This is a genomic window from Nocardia sp. NPDC057668, assembly GCF_042799795.1.
Classification (GTDB): domain Bacteria; phylum Actinomycetota; class Actinomycetes; order Mycobacteriales; family Mycobacteriaceae; genus Nocardia.
In genome coordinates, this window is the sequence record NZ_JBHVIC010000001.1 from 990,494 (window position 1) to 1,009,238 (window position 18,745).

An 18,745-nucleotide genomic window follows, 5' to 3' on the forward strand; every position below is an offset into this window, starting at 1 on the left:
CGACACGGCAGCGAACCCGCCTCGAACAGTTGTTCGATCTCTGCTACGTTGATCGCATGTCGCTGCCGCTGCAGGGTTCCCTGCTCGATGGATTCGGGGAGATGGGCGTCGGCCCGCTGACCGGCGTGCGCCGCACCGAACTGACCGCCGGGGCCTGGGTGGACGTGCTGCCCGGCTGGCTCACCGGCGCCGATCAGCTCTTCGAACAGCTCGCCGCCGCGGTGCCCTGGCGCACCGACCGGCGCACCATGTACGACCGCGTGGTCGACGTCCCCCGCCTGCTGTTCTCGTACCGCGAGGGCGATCCGCTCCCGGACCCGGTGCTGGTCGAGGCCCGGCAGGCGCTGAGCACGCACTATCGCGACGAACTGGGCGAGCCCTTCGTCTCGGCCGGTCTCTGCTACTACCGCGACGGCAACGACAGTGTGGCCTGGCACGGCGACACCTTCGGGCGCGGCGCCACCGAGGACACGATGGTGGCGATCGTGTCGGTGGGCGCGGCCCGCGCGCTGGCGCTGCGCCCGCGCGGCGGTGGGGAGAGTCTGCGATTCGCCTTGGGCCACGGCGATCTGGTGGTCATGGGCGGCTCCTGCCAGCGCACCTGGGAGCACGCGATCCCGAAAACGCGCCGCCCCGTAGGACCCCGGATCAGCATCCAGTTCCGCGCCCGCGGCGTGTGGTGACCGCACCGCCCGCCCGCCGGCCGGCACGCACCCGGGAATGAATGCCACTGCCCCGCAGTTCCCCCGAATCGCTACAGTCGATACGCGGTGCGTGAGGAGTGATGGGCAATGGCTTCAACTTTCGAGCTCGGTGGCGATCTTCCCGTAGGCCGGATCGGTTACGGCACCATGCGATTGGCGGCGGCTCCCGAACCCGGTTTCGACGCGGGCGCGGGACACATCTGGCGCGCCCCGCGCGATCGGGACGCGGCGATCGCGGTGCTGCGGCGCGCGGCCGAGCTGGGAATCACCCTGTTCGACACGGCCGACTCGTACGCGCTCGGTGAGAACGAGGCCCTGGTGGCCGAGGCCCTGCACCCCTACCGCGACGACGTGGTGATCGCGACCAAGGTGGGCGTGGCCCGCCCGTCGCCGACCGAATGGGTCCCGATCGGGCATCCCGCGTATCTGCGCCAGCAGGCCGAACTGAGCCTGCGGCGACTGCGGGTGGACCGCATCGACCTGCTGCAGCTGCATCGCGTCGATCCCGCTGTGCCACTGGCCGATCAGATCGGCGCGCTGCGGCAACTGGTCGAGGAGGGCAAGGTCCGGCACATCGGCCTGTCCGAGGTCTCGGTCGGGCAGTTGCGCGAAGCGGCGGAGGTCACCCCGATCGCCGCCGTGCAGAATCTCTACAATCTCGGCGCGCGTCAGCACGAAGACGTCGTGGATTACGCTGCGGCCCAAGGCATCGCGTTCATACCGTTCTTCCCGGTGGCCGGGGGTTCGCACGCCGCCGCGGACAGTCCGCTGGCGGAGGTGGCGGCCGAGATCGGCGCGACCCCGGCGCAGACCGCCCTGGCCTGGCTGCTGCACCGCTCCCCCGTCATCCTGCCTATTCCGGGCACCACCTCGATCGAGCATCTGGCCGAGAACACGGCCGCGGCGCAGGTTCGACTCTCCGCCGAGCAGTTCGACCGCCTGTCCGCGGTGGGCGCGGCGGCGGTTCCCGCCTGAGCGGCGCAGTCCATGTCGCGCACCGCTCCGGGGTTCAGGGGCGGCGCGCGAATTCCGGAGCGTGCTCGGGCAGCACCCCGCGCGCCACCAGGAACGGCGGCAGGCTCCGCAGAATCGGAATCCGGCGGAACACGCGCAGCGCCAGATTCGCGCGCTCGGCGTTGGAGACATTGAGTTCGCCGCGCACCGCCGGGCCGATGATCCGGGCGTGCGCGGTGCGCTGCATGGTCTGGGTCAGGACCGTCGGCAGCGTCCGGCGGCGCTGCACCCGGGCCAGATCGGCGGGCCGCACCCGGCGGGCCAGCAGTTGCGGTGCGAGGATGCGCGCCGCAGCCACCGCGTCCTGGACCGCGAGGTTGATCCCGACTCCGCCGACCGGCGACATGGCATGTGCCGCATCGCCTATGCAGAGCAGGCCGTCGGTGTACCAGCGGTCGAGGCGATCCAATTGCACGTCGAGTAGTTTCACCTCGTCCCAGTCCCGCACGGCGTCGACCCGGTCCAGCAGCCACGGCACGACCGCGGCCATATCGCGCAGGACCTCCCCCACCGGCCGTTCCCGCAGTGTCGCGTCGGCGCCCTTGGCCAGCAGCACCGCGCACTGCCAGTAGTCGCCGCGGTCGAGCATGATCGCGACGCGATCGGCGGTCAGCACCGGTACCGCACCCGCCGGATCGGTGCCGTTGCGCGGGATCGCGAACCACCACACGTCGAACGGCGTTGCCCAGCGCCGGGTACCCAGACCGGCCGCCGCGCGCAGGATCGAGCCGCGGCCGTCGCACGCGACCACCAGGTCGGCTCGAATCTCGCCGGTGGCACCGTCTTTCGTGCGGTAGTGCACGCCCGCGATGCGGCCGTTCTCCCGCAGGGGCGCGGTGACCTCGGTGTTCATTCGAAGCCGGAAGGTGGGTTCGAGATCGCCCGCGCGGGCGAGCAGGTCCAGCAGATCCCACTGCGGCACCATGGCGATGTACTTGCGCCGCCCGGGGATGCGGTCGAAGGTGGCCAGGGTCTGCATCTTTCCGCCGATGGGCAGCTGCACCGAATTCATGCGCCGCTGCGGCAGTTTGGCGAATTCGTCCATGAGACCGAGTTCGTCGAGCAGGTCGAGCGTGGTGGGATGCACGGTGTCGCCCCGGAAGTCCCGCAGGAAGTCGCCGTGCTTCTCCAGCACGGTGACCTCGACCCCGGCGCGGGCCAGCAGCAGCCCCAGGATCATCCCCGCCGGACCCCCACCGGCGACGAGACAGGTCGTTTCTTCCATCGGGCAACCTCCCGCGCGATTATCGGGCTTCGACCACTGTCGATGGTAGGCCGAATCCCCCCGGCGCCGAGCCGGTTCGGGGGCGGCGCACGCCGGTCGCTGTGCGCGGCGCGAGCCGATGAATCGGATCCGTCCTGGACGATCATGGCCTAGACCCTCCGGATCGGGAACGACGCGGGGAACAGCTCGTCGGCGCTGCGGCGCAGGTAGTCCCGTTCCGAGTAGGCCGCCCGCATTCGCTCGAACAGCTGCTGGGCCCGCCGGGTCATGGCGGGCAGATCGATTCCCGGAATCACGCCGTCCCGCATGACAACCCGGCCGGCGATCATCGAGAACCGGGCCGCGCGAGCGGTGCTGTTCATACACAGGGTGCGGATCGGGTCGTCATGGACGCCGTCGAGCGGGTCGCCGAGCTCGAAGGCGACCAGATCGGCGGTGGCTCCGGGCTCGATTCGGCCCAGATCGGCGCGGCCCAGGGCCGCCGCACCGCCCAGCGTCGCGGCCGAGAAGTAGTCGCCGTAGGTGGCGGCGTCCGGGCGGTGCGCCAGGATTTTGGCCACGGTGACGCCGATGTCCATGCCGCGCACCAGATCCGGCGGGAACGAGTCGGTGCCCAGCGCCAGGGCGACGCCCGCCGCCAGGTATCGCCCGAAACTGTCCAGGGCCGAACCGTGCCTGGCCAGGGTGAGGGGACAGTGGATGACGGTCGCCCCGGACGCGGCCAGCGCCGCCACGTCTTCGTCGAGGTCGGAGTCGACGTGCGGGTTCGAATCGACGTAGATCCCGTGCGGTATCAGCAGGTTGGGCCCCAGCAGCCCGGTGTCGCGTAGCACCCGCAGCGGCGGCGCGCCGAACCGCTCGAGCACCAGCGCACGCTCGTGCAACCCCTGCAACGCGTGCAGTCGCACGAGCACCTCGGATTCGGCGGCCAGGGCCGCGGTCCTGCGCAGGAGATCCTCGCTCAGGGTCTCGATGCGGCACGGCAGCAGCACCCCATGCACGAGATCCGATTCCCGATCTGCGGCCCAGCCGAGAAACTTTGCGGCGCCGTCGAATCCGTCGAGCCCCAGCGCCTCGTCCCAATAGACGGTCCGAGCGCCGTCGGCGTCCACGACATTCACCCCGGACCGGTAACTCGGCCCCAGGTACACCCGGATCCCGAGCCGCTCGGCCGCTTCCGCCATGGCGACCGCGTCCTCGAAGGTCTCGGCCCAGTCGCTGTGCACCTCCGAGGCGATGGGCATGGCGGTGGTCACCCCGTGCAGCAGCAGTTGCACGAACCCGTACTCGCGGATGAAGGCGCGCTCCTCGGCGTCGAAGACCGCGCGCCGCCGGTGTGCGGCGTAGTCGCGCGACCACTGCAGCCCCAGACCGAGTTCCGGGGACTGCCAGGAATCGAGAATCGTGTGGTCGATGTCGGTCAGCGCGTCGAGATCGACGAGTCCGGGCACGAGCACGGCCGCGCCGAGGTCGATGATCTCGTCGGCTCCGGCCGCGCCGGGCGGACCCACCGACACGATGCGCGCCCCCTCGACGACCACCTCCGCGTCCCGGAGCAGCACGTGCCCGCCCGCCTCGTGGCCGAGCACGTGCCGTGCGCGAATACCCCGTCGCACAGTCACTTCGATCCCCATCTGCCCGGAATCTCGAACCCGTCCAGCGCCGTGTCGACCGACACGATCGCGCCCCGGTGGATCACCGTGCGCTCGCGCGGGCGGTCCATGACCGCGGCGGTGGGACTGATCGAATCCATGAGCACGAACTCGGCGGGATCGCCCGGCTCGAAACCGGGATGCGCGCCGAGCCCGTCGAGGGCGCGCAGACCGCGGTCGATGACACCGGCGCTGCCCCAGGTGGCCACGGCGAGTGCGTGTTCCACCTCCCGGTCGGCGGCGTAGCCCTGGACGAACGCCAATTGCCAGGCGCGGTCCAGCATGTCGCCGTTGCCGTACGGCGACCAGTAGTCCCGTTGCCCGTCCATGCCGACCCCGACCCGCACCCCGGCCGCCGCCAGGTCCAGCAGCGGCAGCTCCCAGCCCTTCGAGCCCGCCGCATGGGTGATCGCCACCTCGTTCGCCGCGAGCCGGGCGATCGCGGCGGGCACCGCGGGCAGTCCGCTCGCCAGGCAGCGGGCGTGCGAAATGGTCACCTGCCCCTGCATTCCCAGCGCCTCGACCCGTTCCAGGATGAGCGACAGGGTGAACAAACCGAGTTCACCGGCTTCATGGAGATGAATATCGACCCCGGCCCGATGCCGTTCGGCGAGCGCGAACACCGCGTCCAGGTGCCGCACCGGATCGCGGTCGATTTCGCACGGGTCGATGCCGCCGATGAGATCGGCCCCCGAGCGCAGCGCGGCGTCCAGCAGATCCACCACACCGGGTTCCAGCAGAATCCCGACCTGCGGGAAGGCCACGATCTGCACATCGGCGACATCGGCGTACCGCTCCCGCGCCGCCAGCACGCCCTCGAACTTCTCGAGCCCGGAATCGGCGTCGATCTGCGCGTGCGAGCGAATTCGTGTGGCCCCGTTGGCAATCGCCGTCGCCAGGGTGAAAGTGGCGCGCTCGGCGACCGAACGATCGGCCGAACGCCAGTTCTCGCGATCGTTCATGATCCGGCCCCAGCGTCCCGGCTCGCCGGTGGCGGCCCGGAACGGGAGACCGAGACAGCTGGAGTCCAGATGCAGGTGCGCGTCCGAGAGCGCGGGCAGTATCAGTCGCCCGTCGCCCGCGAGCCGATCTTCCGGGGCGTCGGCCGCGCCGAAGGGTTCCACCGCGGAAACCTTGACGACCACGCCGTTCTCGACGAGGACATCCACCGCGTCCCCGCCCCAGGGCCGCACATTGGCGATGCGCAGGGTGCTCACCGTCAGTCCTTTCCGAAGGTCGCGGCGTCCACGGTGATCATGCCGTCGGCCCGCGGCGTCCAGTTCAGCTCGGGATCGACCGCGTAACTGGTGTCCGGGGTGTACAGCCCGATCAGCAGCGCCTGGGCGTCGTTCATCGCGAAAAGTTCGCTGTAGGCGTCGATTCGGGCCTGACCGCCCACGGTGCGGGTCTTGGCGACGAGCGCCTTGGTGGCCGGCAGCATGGCGTAGTCGTTCTGCTGACCGCCGAACATGGAGGACACGGGTGCGTCGCCGTCCATGGTGGAGGGGGCGTAGGTGTTCAGATACAGTCCGGCGGCGGATTTGGTGCCGTAGATGATCTGGGAGAAGCTGCCCTGGTCGGTGCCGTTGAGCGTGACGGTGATGCCCACTTTCGCGAGGTCGCCCTGAATCGCCTGCGCGATTTCGGAACTGAGCGGGATGCGGCCGTTGTTCGCGTACTGGAAGGAAATCGGCTGACCGGTGTACCCGGATTCGGCGAGCAGCTGTTTGGCCCTGGCCGGATCGTGGACCGCCTGCGGATAGGCCGGGTTGTAGCCGCCGACGTTCTCGGCGACCAGTTGATTGTCGACCTTGGCCTTGCCGGCGAGCACGTTCTGCACCAGGCTGCCGCGATCGATCGCCAGCGCGATCGCCTGGCGCACCTTCGGATTCGCCAGCGGCCCGGCGCTCGAGTTCATGCCCAGGAAGGTGACCCCGTTCGACACCCCGGACTGCACGGAGACATTCGACGCGCCCGACACCGCCGCCACCTGATTCGGCGCGATGAGTGCCACGTCCAGGCTGCCCGACTGCACGCCGTTGAGGCGGGCGTCGGCGTCGCCCACGGTCTTGAAGGTCACCTTGTCCACGGTCGCTGGGGTGCCCCAGTAGTTCGGATTGCGCGTGACCACGTATTCGACGCCGCGCGTGTAATGGTCGAACATGAACGGCCCGGATCCGACCGGCGCCGCCGCGAAGCCGGCGGAACCCAGTGCGGTGTAGACGCTTTCGGGCACGATCGAGACGCCGGTGACAATGGTCGGCCACGCGGAGTAGGCGGCATTGAGGGTGAACTCGACGGTGTTCCCCGGCCCGACGGCGGCCTTCTCGAACATCTCCATGTAGGAGGCCGGGTCACCGGTCGGCGTCGCCTTGATGGTGTTGTAGGTGAAGGCCACGTCCGAGGCCCGCACCGGTTCGCCGTTCTGGAACTTCGCGTCGTCGCGAATGGTGAAGGTCCACCGCGTGAAATCGGCGTTGGCCTCCCACTTCGTGGCCAGCAGCGGGGTGATCCGGCCGGCCGCGTCGAACCGGGCGAGTTGGTCGAAGGTGGCGAAGTAGTAGTTGTAGCCCGCGAGTGAGCCGTCCACGATCGGGTCCGGAACCTTCTCGGGCTCGGCGACGGCGCCGACGACGATGGCATTGGCCGAGTCGCCCTCGAGACCGGCGGGCGAACACCCGCTCAGTACGAAAGTCGCTGCGGTGAGCGCGGTTACGCCCGCTATGACGGTGGATCTGGTGACTCTCATTGATTTCCTTCGGATGGGGGCTTACCGGTGTCAGAGGGGAAAGTGGCAGGCCACCGTGTGCTCGGCGGCCCCGACGGGAGTGAGGGGCGGCGCGGCGTGCGCGCAGTGCGGCCGGGCCAGGGGGCAGCGGGTGCGGAACGAACACCCGCTCGGCGGATTCGCCGCGTCGGGCATCTCACCGCGTACCAGGACCGAGGTCCGTTCGCGCACATGCGGATCGGGCACCGGAGCCGAGGCGATGAGTGCGCGCGTGTAGGGATGCCGGGGCGTGGTGAAGACGTCCTCGGTCGCCCCGATCTCCACCAGCTTGCCCAGGTGCATGACCGCGACCCGGTCGGCCAGATGCCGCACCACCGACAGGTCGTGTGCGATGAAGAGGTAGGACAGGCCCAGCCGCTCCTGCAGGTCCTGGAGCAGATTGATCACCTGCGCCTGGACCGAGGCGTCGAGCGCGGAGACCGGTTCGTCGAGCACCAGCACCTCCGGCTCCAGCGCCAGCGCCCGGGCGATCCCGAGCCGCTGGCGCTGACCGCCGGAGAACTCGGCCGGGCGGCGGGTCAGCGCGTCCGCGGTGAGGCCGACCTGATCCAGCAGCTCGAGGACCCGCGCCGGGGTGTAACCACCGGCGATGCGCAGCGGTTCGGCGACGATGTCGTGCGCGGTCATGCGCGGATCGAGGGCCGAATACGGGTCCTGGAACACCAGCTGCACCCGGTTCCGCAGGGCGCGGCGATCTCGCGCCCGCAACGTCCCCGGGTCCTGCCCCAGAATCCGGATTCGTCCGGCGTCGGGTGTGTTGATGCCGAAGAGCGTGCGTACCAGCGTGGACTTTCCGCCGCCGGATTCGCCTACGAGACCGAAGGTTTCGCCGCGCCGCACCCCGAAAGTGATTCCGTCGAGTGCGCGCAGTGTGCGCTTGGCCCGCAGTCCCCGGCGGCTGGTGAAGGTCACCGCCAGGTCTTCGACCTGGATCACCTCGTCATAGCCGGTGGCGGTCATGCCGGTACGTCCTGTCCGGTCAGGCTCGCCGCGACCGCGGGCGGGCAGGCCAGCGAGCGGTTCGCCCCGAACGGCACGAGGGCCGGGGGCGCCGCGGCGCACGCGTGCTCCTTGCCGGAGAACTCACAGCGCGGCGCGAAGCCGCAGCCCGCGGGCCGGGCGGTCGGCGGCGGGGGCGATCCGGGAATGGCGTAGGCGCGCGCGCCGGGCTCGGTCGCGTGCTGTCCCAGCAGGCCGCGCTGTAGTCCGCGCGTGTACGGGTGCGCGGCGTCATCGAATATCTGCCGGACCGTGCCGGTTTCGACCACGCGGCCCGCGTACATGATGGCGACGCGATCCGCGTGCTGGGCGACGAGCCCCAGATCGTGCGTGATCAGCACCATGGCGGCCCCGCTGCGTTCGCGCGCGGCGGCGAGCACCTCCATCAGCTGAGCCTGAATGGTGACATCGAGCGCGGTGGTCGGTTCGTCGGCGATCAGGACGTCCGGATCGTTGGCCATCGCCATGGCGATCATCGCGCGCTGGCGCATCCCGCCGGACCATTCGTGCGGGTACGCCCGGGAGCGCTCCTGCGGCTGGGGAATCCCTACCGCCGCAAGCAGTTCGATCACCTTGCGCCGGCGCGAGCGCGCGTCCATCCGCTGATGGACCGCCAGCGCCCGCTCGATCTGGACGCCGACGCGGCGCACCGGGTTGAGGGAGGTCATCGGGTCCTGGAAGATCATGCCCAGCTCCGACCCGCGCAGCCGCCGCAGGCTCTCGTCATCCGCGCCCACGAGTTCGCGCCCGCGATAGCGCACGCTGCCGGAGAACACCGTCAGTGGCGGCGCGAGCAGGCCCAGCACCGCGAGCATGGTCACGGACTTGCCGGACCCGGATTCGCCTACCAGGCAGAGGACTTCGCCCGGGTCCACACGCAGGCTGACCGAGTCCACCAGGACCACCCGATTCCCGTCCGCGCCGGTATAGCCGACGGTGAGATCGGTGATCTCGAGTAGCGGCGCGGTCTTCTCGACCGGTGTCGACAACCTCACGCCGCCACCGCCTTCGCGCGCGGGGTCGTCCGCCGGGCTCGCGGTGCGCGCGTGGTGCGGCGCAGTCCCGGCTCCTGTGCGGTGAAACGCTGGCTGATCAGCAGGGTTCCGGCGATCACCAGCAGCAGCGCGACGGCGGGGACGATCGTCAGATACGGCGCCTGCCGCACGTACTTCTGGCCGTCGGTGATCATGAGTCCCCAACTGGGCGTTGGTGGCTGGACCCCGAGACCCAGATAGTCGAAGGACGAGATCATGATCATCACGTTGCCCAGGTCGGCCGTCGCCAGAATTCCGGCGGGCACCAGCGCGTGCGGCAGGATGTGCTTGCGCATCACCCACCCCGGCCGCGCGCCGAGTAGCCGCGGCGCGATGACGAAGTCCCGCGCGGCCAGGCCGAGGGCCACCGATCGACTCACCCGGGCGTATCCCACCCAGAAGGTCACCCCGAGGATCGTGGCCATGAGCAGGACGCTCGGACCGCGAATCGCCGAGAGCGCCATGATGATCAGGCTGATCGGCACCGCGAGCTGCACATCGGCGATGCCCATGAGCAGGTTGTCCAGCGGCCCGCGGAAGTAGCCCGAAACGGTGCCGATGAGAACGCCGATCACCGCGTTCACCAGCACGATCACCACGACCAGGCCGAGGGTGATACGCCCGGCGAGCGCCAGCCTGCTGGCCAGATCACGGCCGAGCGAATCGGTGCCGAGGGGGTAGTGCGCGGTGACGAAGGGTCTTGTGAAGGCGTCCGAAAGCTCTTGGGCGTAGGGGTCGTACCCGGGCGTGAGTGGATACAGCAGCGCGAACAGTACGACCGACAGCAGCATCACGCCGCCGATGCCCGCAGTGATGGTGCGCCCCGAGCGCAGGCGCCCGACTCGGGCGGACGTGGGGATCATCGAACTCTCGCTCTCGGATCGAGGAAGCCGTACAGGATGTCGACGCAGAGGTTGACGACGACGAAGATGGTCGCGATGACGATCAGCCCGGACTGCACCACCGGGAAGTCGCGGCTGAACACCGAACCGAGCATCAGTTGCCCGAGACCCGGCCAGGCAAAGACGGTTTCGACGATCACCAATCCGCCCAGCAGGGTGCCGAAGTTGATGCCGGAGACCGTGAGCACGGGCAGCAGCGCGTTGGGCAGCACTTCGCGGAGAATGACCGTCGAGCGGCGTTCGCCGCGCGCGTAGGCGGTGCGGACGTAGTCCTGCGAGCTCTCGGTGGTCAGCGAATTGTCCAGCAGCCGTGCGTAAACCACGAACTGCGCGGTCGCGATGGTCACCGCCGGCATGACGATCGAGAGTGGATTCGGACCCGCCAGCGACGGCAGCCAGCCCAGCGACACCGAGAACACCAGCACCAGCAGCAGCCCGAACAGGAAGTCCGGCACCGCGAGCCGGGCCGCGCCCAGGGCGAGCAGCACGCCGCGCAGCGACCAGAATCCGCTCAGGTGCACCGCCAGCACCGCGCAGAAGGCCAGTGCGATGCCGAGCACGAACCCGGCCACGCCCAGTTGCAGCGAGGCGGGCAGCCGCTGCAGGACCAGCGCCATCGAGGAGGTGCCCTCCTGCCGATAGGAGTCACCGAATCCGCCGGTGAACACCCCGCGCAGATAGTCCAGGTACTGGGTCAGCGGGGGTTTGTCGAAGCCGAGTTTCGCGTCGAGCGCGGCGATGTCGGCCTGGCTCGCGGTCTCGGGCAGGAGCGACGCGGCCGGGCTGCCCGTGAGCCGTCCGAGCACGAAGGCCAGTGAAACGACGACGTAGACGGTGATCACCGCCTGGATCAGGCGGCGCGTTAGGTAGACGGCCAAGCTCGACTCTCCTCAAATCTGCGATTCGGTATACAGAATTGGTTCGAGCCGTATCCGGACCATGATCCGGGTGTTTCGGAACGGTGAACGATCGCGGGGCGTGAACTATCGAAAGAGTGCTGGCCAAATAACGTTTGGATAGAAACCGCGCCCGCGTGCGCGCGTTAGCGAGTGGTCGGCCACCCTGTCAATACCGTGGATTCGAGCCGAAGAATATATCTTTCGGCATACCGAATGCGATCGACGCTAGGCTGGACCCGTGCACCGTGATCTGAACCCCGTACCGCCGGTCGCCGACGACACGACCCAGACCCGGCGGATCTACGAGGATCTGCGCCGCGGCATCATCACCGGCGCGTACGGCGAGGGGCAGAAATTGCCCGAGGCGCGGCTGGCCGAAAACCTCGGCGCTTCAAGGCTTCCGGTGCGCGAGGCGCTGGCCCTGCTGGAATTCGACGGCATGGTCAGCACGCGGCCGCGGCGCAGCGCCGTCGTGCATTCGTGGGACAGGACCGCGGTCGAGGAACTCTTCGACGTCCGGATCGGGCTGGAACCGCTGGCCGCCCGGCTCGCCGCCGCTCGGATCCGGCAGGGGCACGACCCGACACCGCTGCTGGCCGCGCTGCGCGAATCCGAAGCGGCGGGCGCGGCCGGCGACCGGCTGCGCATCGCCGAAACCAATGTCGATCTGCACCGCGCGATCGTGGAGGTGGCGGGCAGCACCCTGCTGACCCAGCTCATGCGGACCATTCTCGCCCGTATGACCTGGCTCTTCTACATCACCGCGCAGCGCACGGACGACGGCGCCCAGTTCGACGAGCACCGGCACCTCATCGAGGCGATCTGCTCCGGTGCGGAGCGCATGGCGGAGTACGCCATGCTCACCCATACCGAAGGCGGTCGCGCGCCCTCGCTGGCGATCGTCACCGCGCTGCGGCACCCCGGGGCGGAATCACCCGGGGCGTAAAGCTTTCCGAGCTAGTCGCGGTAGAGCACGAAGAAGTAGGGATCGCGCATCCCGCGCATGTCCATGACGCCCAGCAGGGTGTCGGCATCGATCTTGCGGAAGATGTCGATGATCGGCAGGTGGTCGTAGATCATCGCCGCACTCGACTTTCCACGGAACTCCAGATCGCGCAGCCGGGCGCGCGGGGTGCGGGTGGCCAGCAACGGACGCAGGACGTTCAGGGACTTGCGCACCGGGCGCAGCGCGGCGAGCGGGACCTTGCCCGCCAGGAACAGCGGCGCCTTACGCGGATCGACCGGGAAGATCCGGCCGTCCGGCCCCGCGAACAACAGCGGCTGCACGCTGTCGGCGTCATCGAATTGCTTACCGTACCAGCCGGATTCGACCAATACCCCGGCCCACGGATGCCCGGTGTCGAGCTCGTCGCCGCGCCAGCGCCCGGTGGTCACCTCCGACACCCGCGCCGCGGGCAGACTGTCGAAGAGCTGCCAAGCCTGCTCGGGCGTACACCCGCCCCGCAACTCCCGCAACCGCGCGGCGCCCTTCGACTCCACTTCACCCGCGACCATACAAGCCTCCCAGCCGAGTCGATGACACAATTTCCCAGACAATATCTCAGTGCCGGAATGCGGCATACCCCCTACGCTGACCCGATGCTCACCGCCCTGTCCGCACACGTCCACGGCTCCAACCGCCTCACCGCCCGCTGGTGCGCCGCGGCGGGCACGGATGACTTCGCGGTGTCGGGATGCGCCGTCTGGCCGCTGCTGGCCGTGCTCGCCGCGGCCGCCAACGAGCCCGCACGCTCCGAATTGGCCGGAGCCGTAGGCATTCCCGCCGCGGACGCACACGCGGCCGCGCTGCGCATGCTTCGCGATCTGGATTCCACCGAAACCGTCTCGTCCGCGGTGGGCGCGTGGTTCCGGGGAGACCTTCCGCTGCATCAGGATTGGCTGCACAGCCTGCCCGCGGGCACCGCGGGCCCGCTCCCCGACCAGGCGGCCCTGGACACCTGGGCAAAAGAGCGAACCCACGGCGCCATCGACACGTTCCCGCTGCGGATCGAGCCCACCACCGTCATGCTGCTCGCCACGACGCTGCTCGCCGAGACGACGTGGCAGCAGCCCTTCCGGCCGGACGGCATGCTGGTCACGGACGGTCCCTGGCGCGGTCACAACGGTCCGGCGCTGCGACGCACGAGCACCGACACCTCGGTGGTCGGCGTGCTCGCGGGCACGAACCCGGTCACACGCGTGATCGTCAACGGAACCCGGGACATGGACGTGCACCTACTGCTGAGCAAAGGCTCGCCCGGCGACGCATTGGCGGCCGGAATCGCCGCACTCGAAGGCTCGATTCGGATCCTCTCGAACCCGCAGCCCGACCAGGGCCCCGGACTCGCCGTGTTCGAGAGGCGGAGCTGGTCCCCCGGCGACATGCTGGATATTTGGCTGCCTCCCTTCGAGATTCATGCCACGCACGACCTGATCGACCACACCGGCGTCTTCGGGCTGCGGACCGCGACGAACTGGGACCGCGGCCACTTTCCCGGCATCTCACCGGAGCCCATCCACCTGTCCCGGGCCGCACAGGACGTCCGCGTCCGGTTCGACGCCAGGGGATTCGAAGCGGCCGCCGTCAGCGCTCTGGAGGGAGCGCTCGCGACAGGCCAGCCGGAGGTGCCACCCCACCGCAGCCGCGTCACCGCCGCGATCTTCGATCGCCCGTTCGGGTTCCTGGCGGTACATCGCCCGACCGGGCTCGTGGTCGTGGCGGGATGGGTGGCACAGCCCCCGACCACCAGGAAATACCTGGTCAGCAGATTCCTCCGGGCGCTGTACACCCACTACGTGAACCGAGCCGAGCACGAGGACTCGTAGCCATCCCGCAGCGGGGCCGGAAGCGGGGCTGTCGACCACGACGGTGGATCCGGTTCCGCAACGCCCGTGTCGGCCACCGGATTCGAGTGTTTCCGGCGGCCGATCGCGGTCTCCGGCGAGGCGGCACCGCCGTGCACCGCACGCCACGGCGACAACCACCGGCCACTTCACCTGCCGAGCATGATCGCCCACCTCCGACACAGGCGTTTTAGTCCGATAGACAATTAATTGTCGAAATCGATGGCGCTTCTAGTTTTAGTCATCTAGCCTAAAACGTATGACGACGGTTCGGGACACAGCGGAGGCGATTCGGGCGGCGCGGCGGCCCGAAGACCTCTTCGGCAGTGCCGCAACCGATTCCGCGGGGCGGCAGGCCGGGCGGCGGCGGTATCACCGGCTGGCGGCGGCCGTGCATCCGGACCGGGCGGGCGCGGGTGAGGCCGCCGTCGCCGGGGACGCGTTCATCCGGCTCGCGCAGCTGTATCGGCAGTGGCTGGCGGTGGCTCCGGCGACGATCGAGCTCGCCGGGAAGTACGGCAGCTACGCGGTCGGGGAACTGCACGCGCGCGGGTCGGTCGCCGATCTGTACCGCAGCGGAACCGATTCGATCGTGAAGATTCCGCGCCGCACGCAGGCCAATCGCCTACTCGCCGGTGAGCGAAATGCCCTGCGGGACATCGCCGCCGTGGCAGCCGAGCACGCGTGGCTGCGGCCGTACTTCCCCGAACTGATCGACACCGTCGACCATCGCGACGCCGCGACCGGTGAGCACCGGGCCATCAACGTACTCGGCGCGCGCACCACGGGCTTCGTGACCCTGGAACAGGTTCGCGCCGCCTACCCGGACGGGCTCGACCCGCGCGACTACGCCTGGATGCATCGGCGGCTGCTGCGCTGCCTGGCCGGCGCGGCGCTGGCCGGCTGGGTGCACACCGCCATCAGCCCGGCGAACGTGCTCATCCATCCCCGGCAGCACGGGGTGGTGCTGGCCGGTTGGTCCTTCGCCACCCGGCCCGGCGCACCCGCCGCCGCCACCCTCGGCGCGCTCGACTATCCCCCGGAGATCCGCGACGCGGTCTCCCCCGCCACCGACGTGCACCTCGCGCACGGGCTGCTGCTCACCATGCTCGGTGACCGCGCGCCCGCGCCCATGCGCACCTTCGCCGCCGGGTGCCGCCGGTCCGATCCGCGATTGCGCCCCGACGCCGCCGACCTGCTCGGCGAATTCGACGACCTGCTCGACCGGCTCTACGGACAGCGCCGCTTCCGGCCCTTCGAGCTACCGAAAGGACAGTGATCACCATGGGTTACGGCAGTTGGGACGACAGCGCGTACGACGCGGCCCGCACCTTCCGCGCCGCGCGCGGCATCGACGACTTCGGCTACACCGCCGACATGGCCTCGGTGCCGTGGGACAAATGGAAGGCGCACCCGGAGCTGGATCCCAAGGGTGTGGCGATGCGCGAGTGCCGCGACTCCGACGATCACGGGAACTCGCTGCCCATCGCGGTGCTGTTCGACGTGACCGGCTCGATGGGCCTGGTACCGCGCATCATGCAGGAGAAGCTCGGCAAGCTGCACGGGCTGTTGCAGCGCAAGGGCTATGCCGAGGATCCGCAGATCCTGTTCGGCGGCATCGGCGACGCCGACACCGACCGGGTTCCGTTGCAGGTCGGTCAGTTCGAGTCCGACAACCGCATGGACGAGCAGCTGCGGCTGATCCTGCTCGAGGGCGGTGGCGGCGGGCAGAAGTCCGAAAGCTACGAGCTGGCGGCGTATTTCATCGCCCGGCACACCGCCACCGACGCCTGGGACAAGCGCGGGCAGAAGGGTTACCTGTTCATCGTCGGCGACGAGCTGAACAAGCCGCGCCTGGCGAGCAAGCACATTCGGAAGGTCATCGGGGACAGGGTGAACCAGGACATCTCCGTCGAGTCCGTCTATCGCGAGCTCACCGACCGCTGGCATGTGCACTACATCCTGCCCAATCAGTCCAGCTACTACAACGATCCCGAGATCGGCGAGCACTGGCAGCGGCTGCTCGGTGAGCGCTTCCTGCGACTGGACGATCCGGCGGCCGTGTGCGAGCTCATCGCGCTGACCATCGGCATCGGCGAGGATCGCGTCGATCTCGGTGCGGGACTGGCGGATCTGCGCGACATCGGATCCGGGACCGCGGCGGACGCGGTCGGCAGGGCACTGGCTCCGGTCGGCGCGGTGCGTCGCCCGCGCAGCACCGGTGCGCTGCCCGCGCCCGGCGCCGATGACGACGATGTCGATTTCGCGAAGTAGTTCCGGCGAGCAAGGGAGACTGTGATGTTCGGCGACCGGCATCTGATCGTCGTCGACCTCGGGTTCGGCGACGCGGGCAAGGGCGCCACGGTCGACTGGCTGTGCTCGCCCGCGGCGGGCCTGGACGTGTCGGCGGTGGTGCGCTTCAACGGCGGGGCACAGGCCGCCCACAATGTGATCGCCGACGGGCGGCATCACACCTTCCAGCAGTTCGGGTCCGGCACCTTCTCCGGGGTGCCGACCCTGCTGTCGAAGCACATGCTGGTCGAACCCCTCGCGCTGGCGGCCGAGGCGCGGGCGCTCGCCGAACTCGGTGTGCCCGAACCGCTGTCGCTGCTGTACGTGGACGAGCGCGCACTGCTCACCACCCCGATTCACGGGGCCGCCAATCGTTGCCGGGAGGATACGCGGGGTGCCGCCCGGCACGGTTCGTGCGGCGTCGGCATCGGGGAGACCGCGAGTTACGCGCTGACCAACGACGCGCCCCGGGTCGCGGACTGCCGGCGGCCGGAGGTGTTGCGGCGCAAGCTGATCGCGCTCGAGGAGCACTACCGGCCGTTGCTGGGCACGGGAGCGCATCGCTACGACTCGATCGACGATCTGGTCGCGGTGTACGCCGAATTCGCCCGGGCGGTGCGCATTCTGCCCGGCGATCAGCTGGCCGGGTTCGCCGCGCACGGGCGACTGGTCTTCGAGGGCGCGCAGGGCGTGCTGCTCGATGAATGGCGCGGGCTGCACCCGTACACGACCTGGTCGACGGTGGAGCCGCGCAACGCCAGGGCCATGCTGTCGCGGATCGGAGCGCCCGGCTACGTCCTGGGCGTCACGCGCGGTTACCTCACCCGGCACGGCGCGGGACCGTTTCCCACCGAGGATGCCGCGCTGTCGATTCCGGAGCGGCACAACGGAACCGGGCGCTATCAGGGCGAGTTTCGCATCGGGCACCTGGATCCGCTGCTGCTGCGCTATGCCGTGGACGCCTGCGCGGGCATCGACGGCCTGGCCGTCAATCACCTCGACGTACTCGGCGAGATCCGCACCGCCACCGGCTATCTCACCCGCACCGGGTTCCTCGACCGGCTCGACTGCGGGCCGTGGCGCGACCTCGGCCATCAGGAGCGGCTCACCGAGCTGCTCTGCGAGGCCGTTCCCGCCCTCACCGACCTGCCCGCGGACGTGCCCGCCTATCTCGAAACCGTCCTCGGCGTGCCGGTGGTGCTCACCGCGCACGGCCCGAAGCGATCCGATCGCACGCTACGGGTGCCCGCTGAGGCATGATTGTCCACTTGTGGAGCAACAGTCCGCGGTATCCATCGATGTCATCGCCCTGCGCTACGGGCCCGATGACCCCGTCCCCACCCTCGGGGTGGCCCCCCGGGCGTGGGAGCCGTTCGCCGGTGAGCTGGCCCTGCCCGGCGTGCTGCTCGGCCGCGGCGAGCGCCTGGACGCGGCAGCGCGCCGCGCGGTCCACACCAAACTCGGGGTGCCGGCGGAGGCGATCCTGGCGGTCGGCCAGCTCGCGACCTTCGACGAGCCGAACCGCGATCCCCGCGGCCCGACCCTGTCGATCGCGATGTGGGCGGTCATCGGCGACCACGACGCCGACGATGCCCGATGGCCGTCCTTCGACGACGTCCCGCCCCTGGCGTTCGATCACAACCGCATCCTCGGCACGGCCCGCTCCCTCTTCGCCGACATGCTCTGGAAGAACCTGACATTCACCCGCCCCCTGATCGGCGAACACTTCCCAGCGACCCGCGCGGTGGACCTGACCGCCGCCCTCACCGGCGACCGCCCCGACCCCGGGAATCTGAACCGCACCCTCGCCGCCCTCCCCGGCCTGTCCCGCACCGGCGAACGCGTGCGCGTGAAGGCTACCGGCCGGCCCGCCGCGCTCTGGGCTTTCGACCGGGAGTGACGGCGGGGGTGCGCTCGCACGGTGGACCGTCGTCACCAGCACGACTGTCCACCACGGCGGTTACCCGATAGCGTCCACCGCGATAGCAGCTGGATTCGAGCAGGGGGAGACCGTGCGCAAGAACGCCGTTCGTACCGCCACCGTCAGTGCACTCGCTTCGGCCGGGGTGATCGCCGCCTGCCTGCTGCCGGGGCAGGCGCACGCCGCGGCGAACGAATCGATCGGGGGCGGAATCGATCTGGGGTCCATCGGGGCGCCCGACAGGCTGGACAACGACAGCGTCGGCCGGGGAATCACCCTGATCCTGCGGGACAGCTACGGCATCGACGACGTCACCGATATTGCTTGCCCCGAACGGATGCTGGTCACGCCCGGCTCCGAATACCTGTGCACGGTGAACGTCGCGGGTGCGCCGAAGAATGTCACGATCCGGATCGTGGACCTGGACGGAACCTACGAGGTCGGGCGACCCGAGTAGGCGTTTTCATTCGG

The 18,745-nt window shown here is 69.6% G+C and carries 18 protein-coding genes; 9 read left to right on the forward strand and 9 right to left on the reverse strand.

Annotated elements, in window-relative coordinates; translation table 11 throughout:
• Positions 1–56: 56 nt before the first annotated feature.
• The gene (locus ACFVBH_RS04650; protein ID WP_354986350.1) at positions 57–683 is read left to right on the forward strand and encodes an alpha-ketoglutarate-dependent dioxygenase AlkB; all 627 of its coding nucleotides are present in this window, start codon (positions 57–59) and stop codon (positions 681–683) included.
• 108 nt (positions 684–791) lie between these two features.
• Positions 792–1,679 carry an aldo/keto reductase gene (locus ACFVBH_RS04655; RefSeq protein ID WP_378999789.1) on the forward strand — a complete coding sequence of 296 codons (888 nt, stop codon included), beginning with the start codon at positions 792–794 and terminating at the stop codon, positions 1,677–1,679.
• Positions 1,680–1,713: 34 nt separating this feature from the next.
• On the opposite strand, the gene ACFVBH_RS04660 is transcribed toward ACFVBH_RS04655, so the two are convergent.
• The 8 genes from ACFVBH_RS04660 to ACFVBH_RS04695 form a co-directional block, all read right to left on the reverse strand.
• Positions 1,714–2,943 carry an FAD-dependent oxidoreductase gene (locus ACFVBH_RS04660; protein WP_378999791.1) on the reverse strand — a complete coding sequence of 410 codons (1,230 nt, stop codon included), beginning with the start codon at positions 2,941–2,943 and terminating at the stop codon, positions 1,714–1,716.
• A gap of 149 nt (positions 2,944–3,092) precedes the next feature.
• Complete coding sequence (locus ACFVBH_RS04665; RefSeq protein WP_378999793.1) at positions 3,093–4,565, reverse strand: chlorohydrolase family protein; 1,473 nt, start codon at positions 4,563–4,565, stop codon at positions 3,093–3,095.
• On the reverse strand, positions 4,562–5,812 hold the full coding sequence (locus ACFVBH_RS04670) for an amidohydrolase family protein (protein WP_378999795.1): 1,251 nt from the start codon (positions 5,810–5,812) through the stop codon (positions 4,562–4,564). Before ACFVBH_RS04670 ends, ACFVBH_RS04665 begins: the two co-directional genes overlap by 4 nt.
• Before the next feature lie 2 nt (positions 5,813–5,814).
• Positions 5,815–7,344, reverse strand: coding sequence for an ABC transporter substrate-binding protein (locus ACFVBH_RS04675; protein ID WP_354986345.1), 1,530 nt, complete (start codon positions 7,342–7,344; stop codon positions 5,815–5,817).
• 30 nt (positions 7,345–7,374) lie between these two features.
• Positions 7,375–8,343, reverse strand: a complete 969-nt coding sequence (locus ACFVBH_RS04680; RefSeq protein ID WP_378999797.1) for an ABC transporter ATP-binding protein — start codon at positions 8,341–8,343, stop codon at positions 7,375–7,377.
• Positions 8,340–9,377 carry an ABC transporter ATP-binding protein gene (locus tag ACFVBH_RS04685; RefSeq protein WP_378999799.1) on the reverse strand — a complete coding sequence of 346 codons (1,038 nt, stop codon included), beginning with the start codon at positions 9,375–9,377 and terminating at the stop codon, positions 8,340–8,342. Before ACFVBH_RS04685 ends, ACFVBH_RS04680 begins: the two co-directional genes overlap by 4 nt.
• Positions 9,374–10,279: an ABC transporter permease gene (locus ACFVBH_RS04690; RefSeq protein WP_354986344.1), complete on the reverse strand. Its 906-nt coding sequence runs from the start codon at positions 10,277–10,279 to the stop codon at positions 9,374–9,376. The genes ACFVBH_RS04685 and ACFVBH_RS04690 overlap by 4 nt, the downstream gene beginning before the upstream one ends.
• Positions 10,276–11,196, reverse strand: a complete 921-nt coding sequence (locus ACFVBH_RS04695; RefSeq protein ID WP_378999802.1) for an ABC transporter permease — start codon at positions 11,194–11,196, stop codon at positions 10,276–10,278. Before ACFVBH_RS04695 ends, ACFVBH_RS04690 begins: the two co-directional genes overlap by 4 nt.
• Before the next feature lie 259 nt (positions 11,197–11,455).
• Between ACFVBH_RS04695 and ACFVBH_RS04700 the strand changes: the two genes are divergently transcribed.
• Positions 11,456–12,163 (forward strand): GntR family transcriptional regulator, encoded by a 708-nt coding sequence (locus ACFVBH_RS04700; RefSeq protein WP_378999804.1) that lies wholly within the window; start codon positions 11,456–11,458, stop codon positions 12,161–12,163.
• Positions 12,164–12,174: 11 nt separating this feature from the next.
• On the opposite strand, the gene ACFVBH_RS04705 is transcribed toward ACFVBH_RS04700, so the two are convergent.
• Entirely contained in the window at positions 12,175–12,732 is a 558-nt protein-coding gene (locus tag ACFVBH_RS04705; RefSeq protein WP_354986341.1) for a DUF4334 domain-containing protein, read from the reverse strand.
• Between the two features lie 84 nt (positions 12,733–12,816).
• Here ACFVBH_RS04705 and ACFVBH_RS04710 point away from each other — a divergent pair, with 84 nt between their 5' ends.
• From ACFVBH_RS04710 to ACFVBH_RS04735, 6 genes are all read left to right on the forward strand, one after another.
• A complete protein-coding gene (locus ACFVBH_RS04710) occupies positions 12,817–14,043 on the forward strand; it encodes a serpin family protein (protein WP_378999806.1) in 1,227 nt (408 codons plus the stop codon).
• A 277-nt stretch (positions 14,044–14,320) separates the two neighbouring features.
• Complete coding sequence (locus ACFVBH_RS04715) at positions 14,321–15,340, forward strand: hypothetical protein (RefSeq protein WP_378999808.1); 1,020 nt, start codon at positions 14,321–14,323, stop codon at positions 15,338–15,340.
• Positions 15,341–15,345: 5 nt separating this feature from the next.
• On the forward strand, positions 15,346–16,335 hold the full coding sequence (locus tag ACFVBH_RS04720; RefSeq protein WP_379001587.1) for a hypothetical protein: 990 nt from the start codon (positions 15,346–15,348) through the stop codon (positions 16,333–16,335).
• 24 nt (positions 16,336–16,359) lie between these two features.
• The gene (locus tag ACFVBH_RS04725; RefSeq protein WP_378999810.1) at positions 16,360–17,613 is read left to right on the forward strand and encodes an adenylosuccinate synthetase; all 1,254 of its coding nucleotides are present in this window, start codon (positions 16,360–16,362) and stop codon (positions 17,611–17,613) included.
• A gap of 10 nt (positions 17,614–17,623) precedes the next feature.
• Complete coding sequence (locus ACFVBH_RS04730; protein WP_378999812.1) at positions 17,624–18,253, forward strand: NUDIX hydrolase; 630 nt, start codon at positions 17,624–17,626, stop codon at positions 18,251–18,253.
• Positions 18,254–18,365: 112 nt separating this feature from the next.
• Positions 18,366–18,731, forward strand: coding sequence for a DUF4333 domain-containing protein (locus tag ACFVBH_RS04735; protein WP_378999814.1), 366 nt, complete (start codon positions 18,366–18,368; stop codon positions 18,729–18,731).
• The last annotated feature ends 14 nt before the right edge of the window (positions 18,732–18,745 follow it).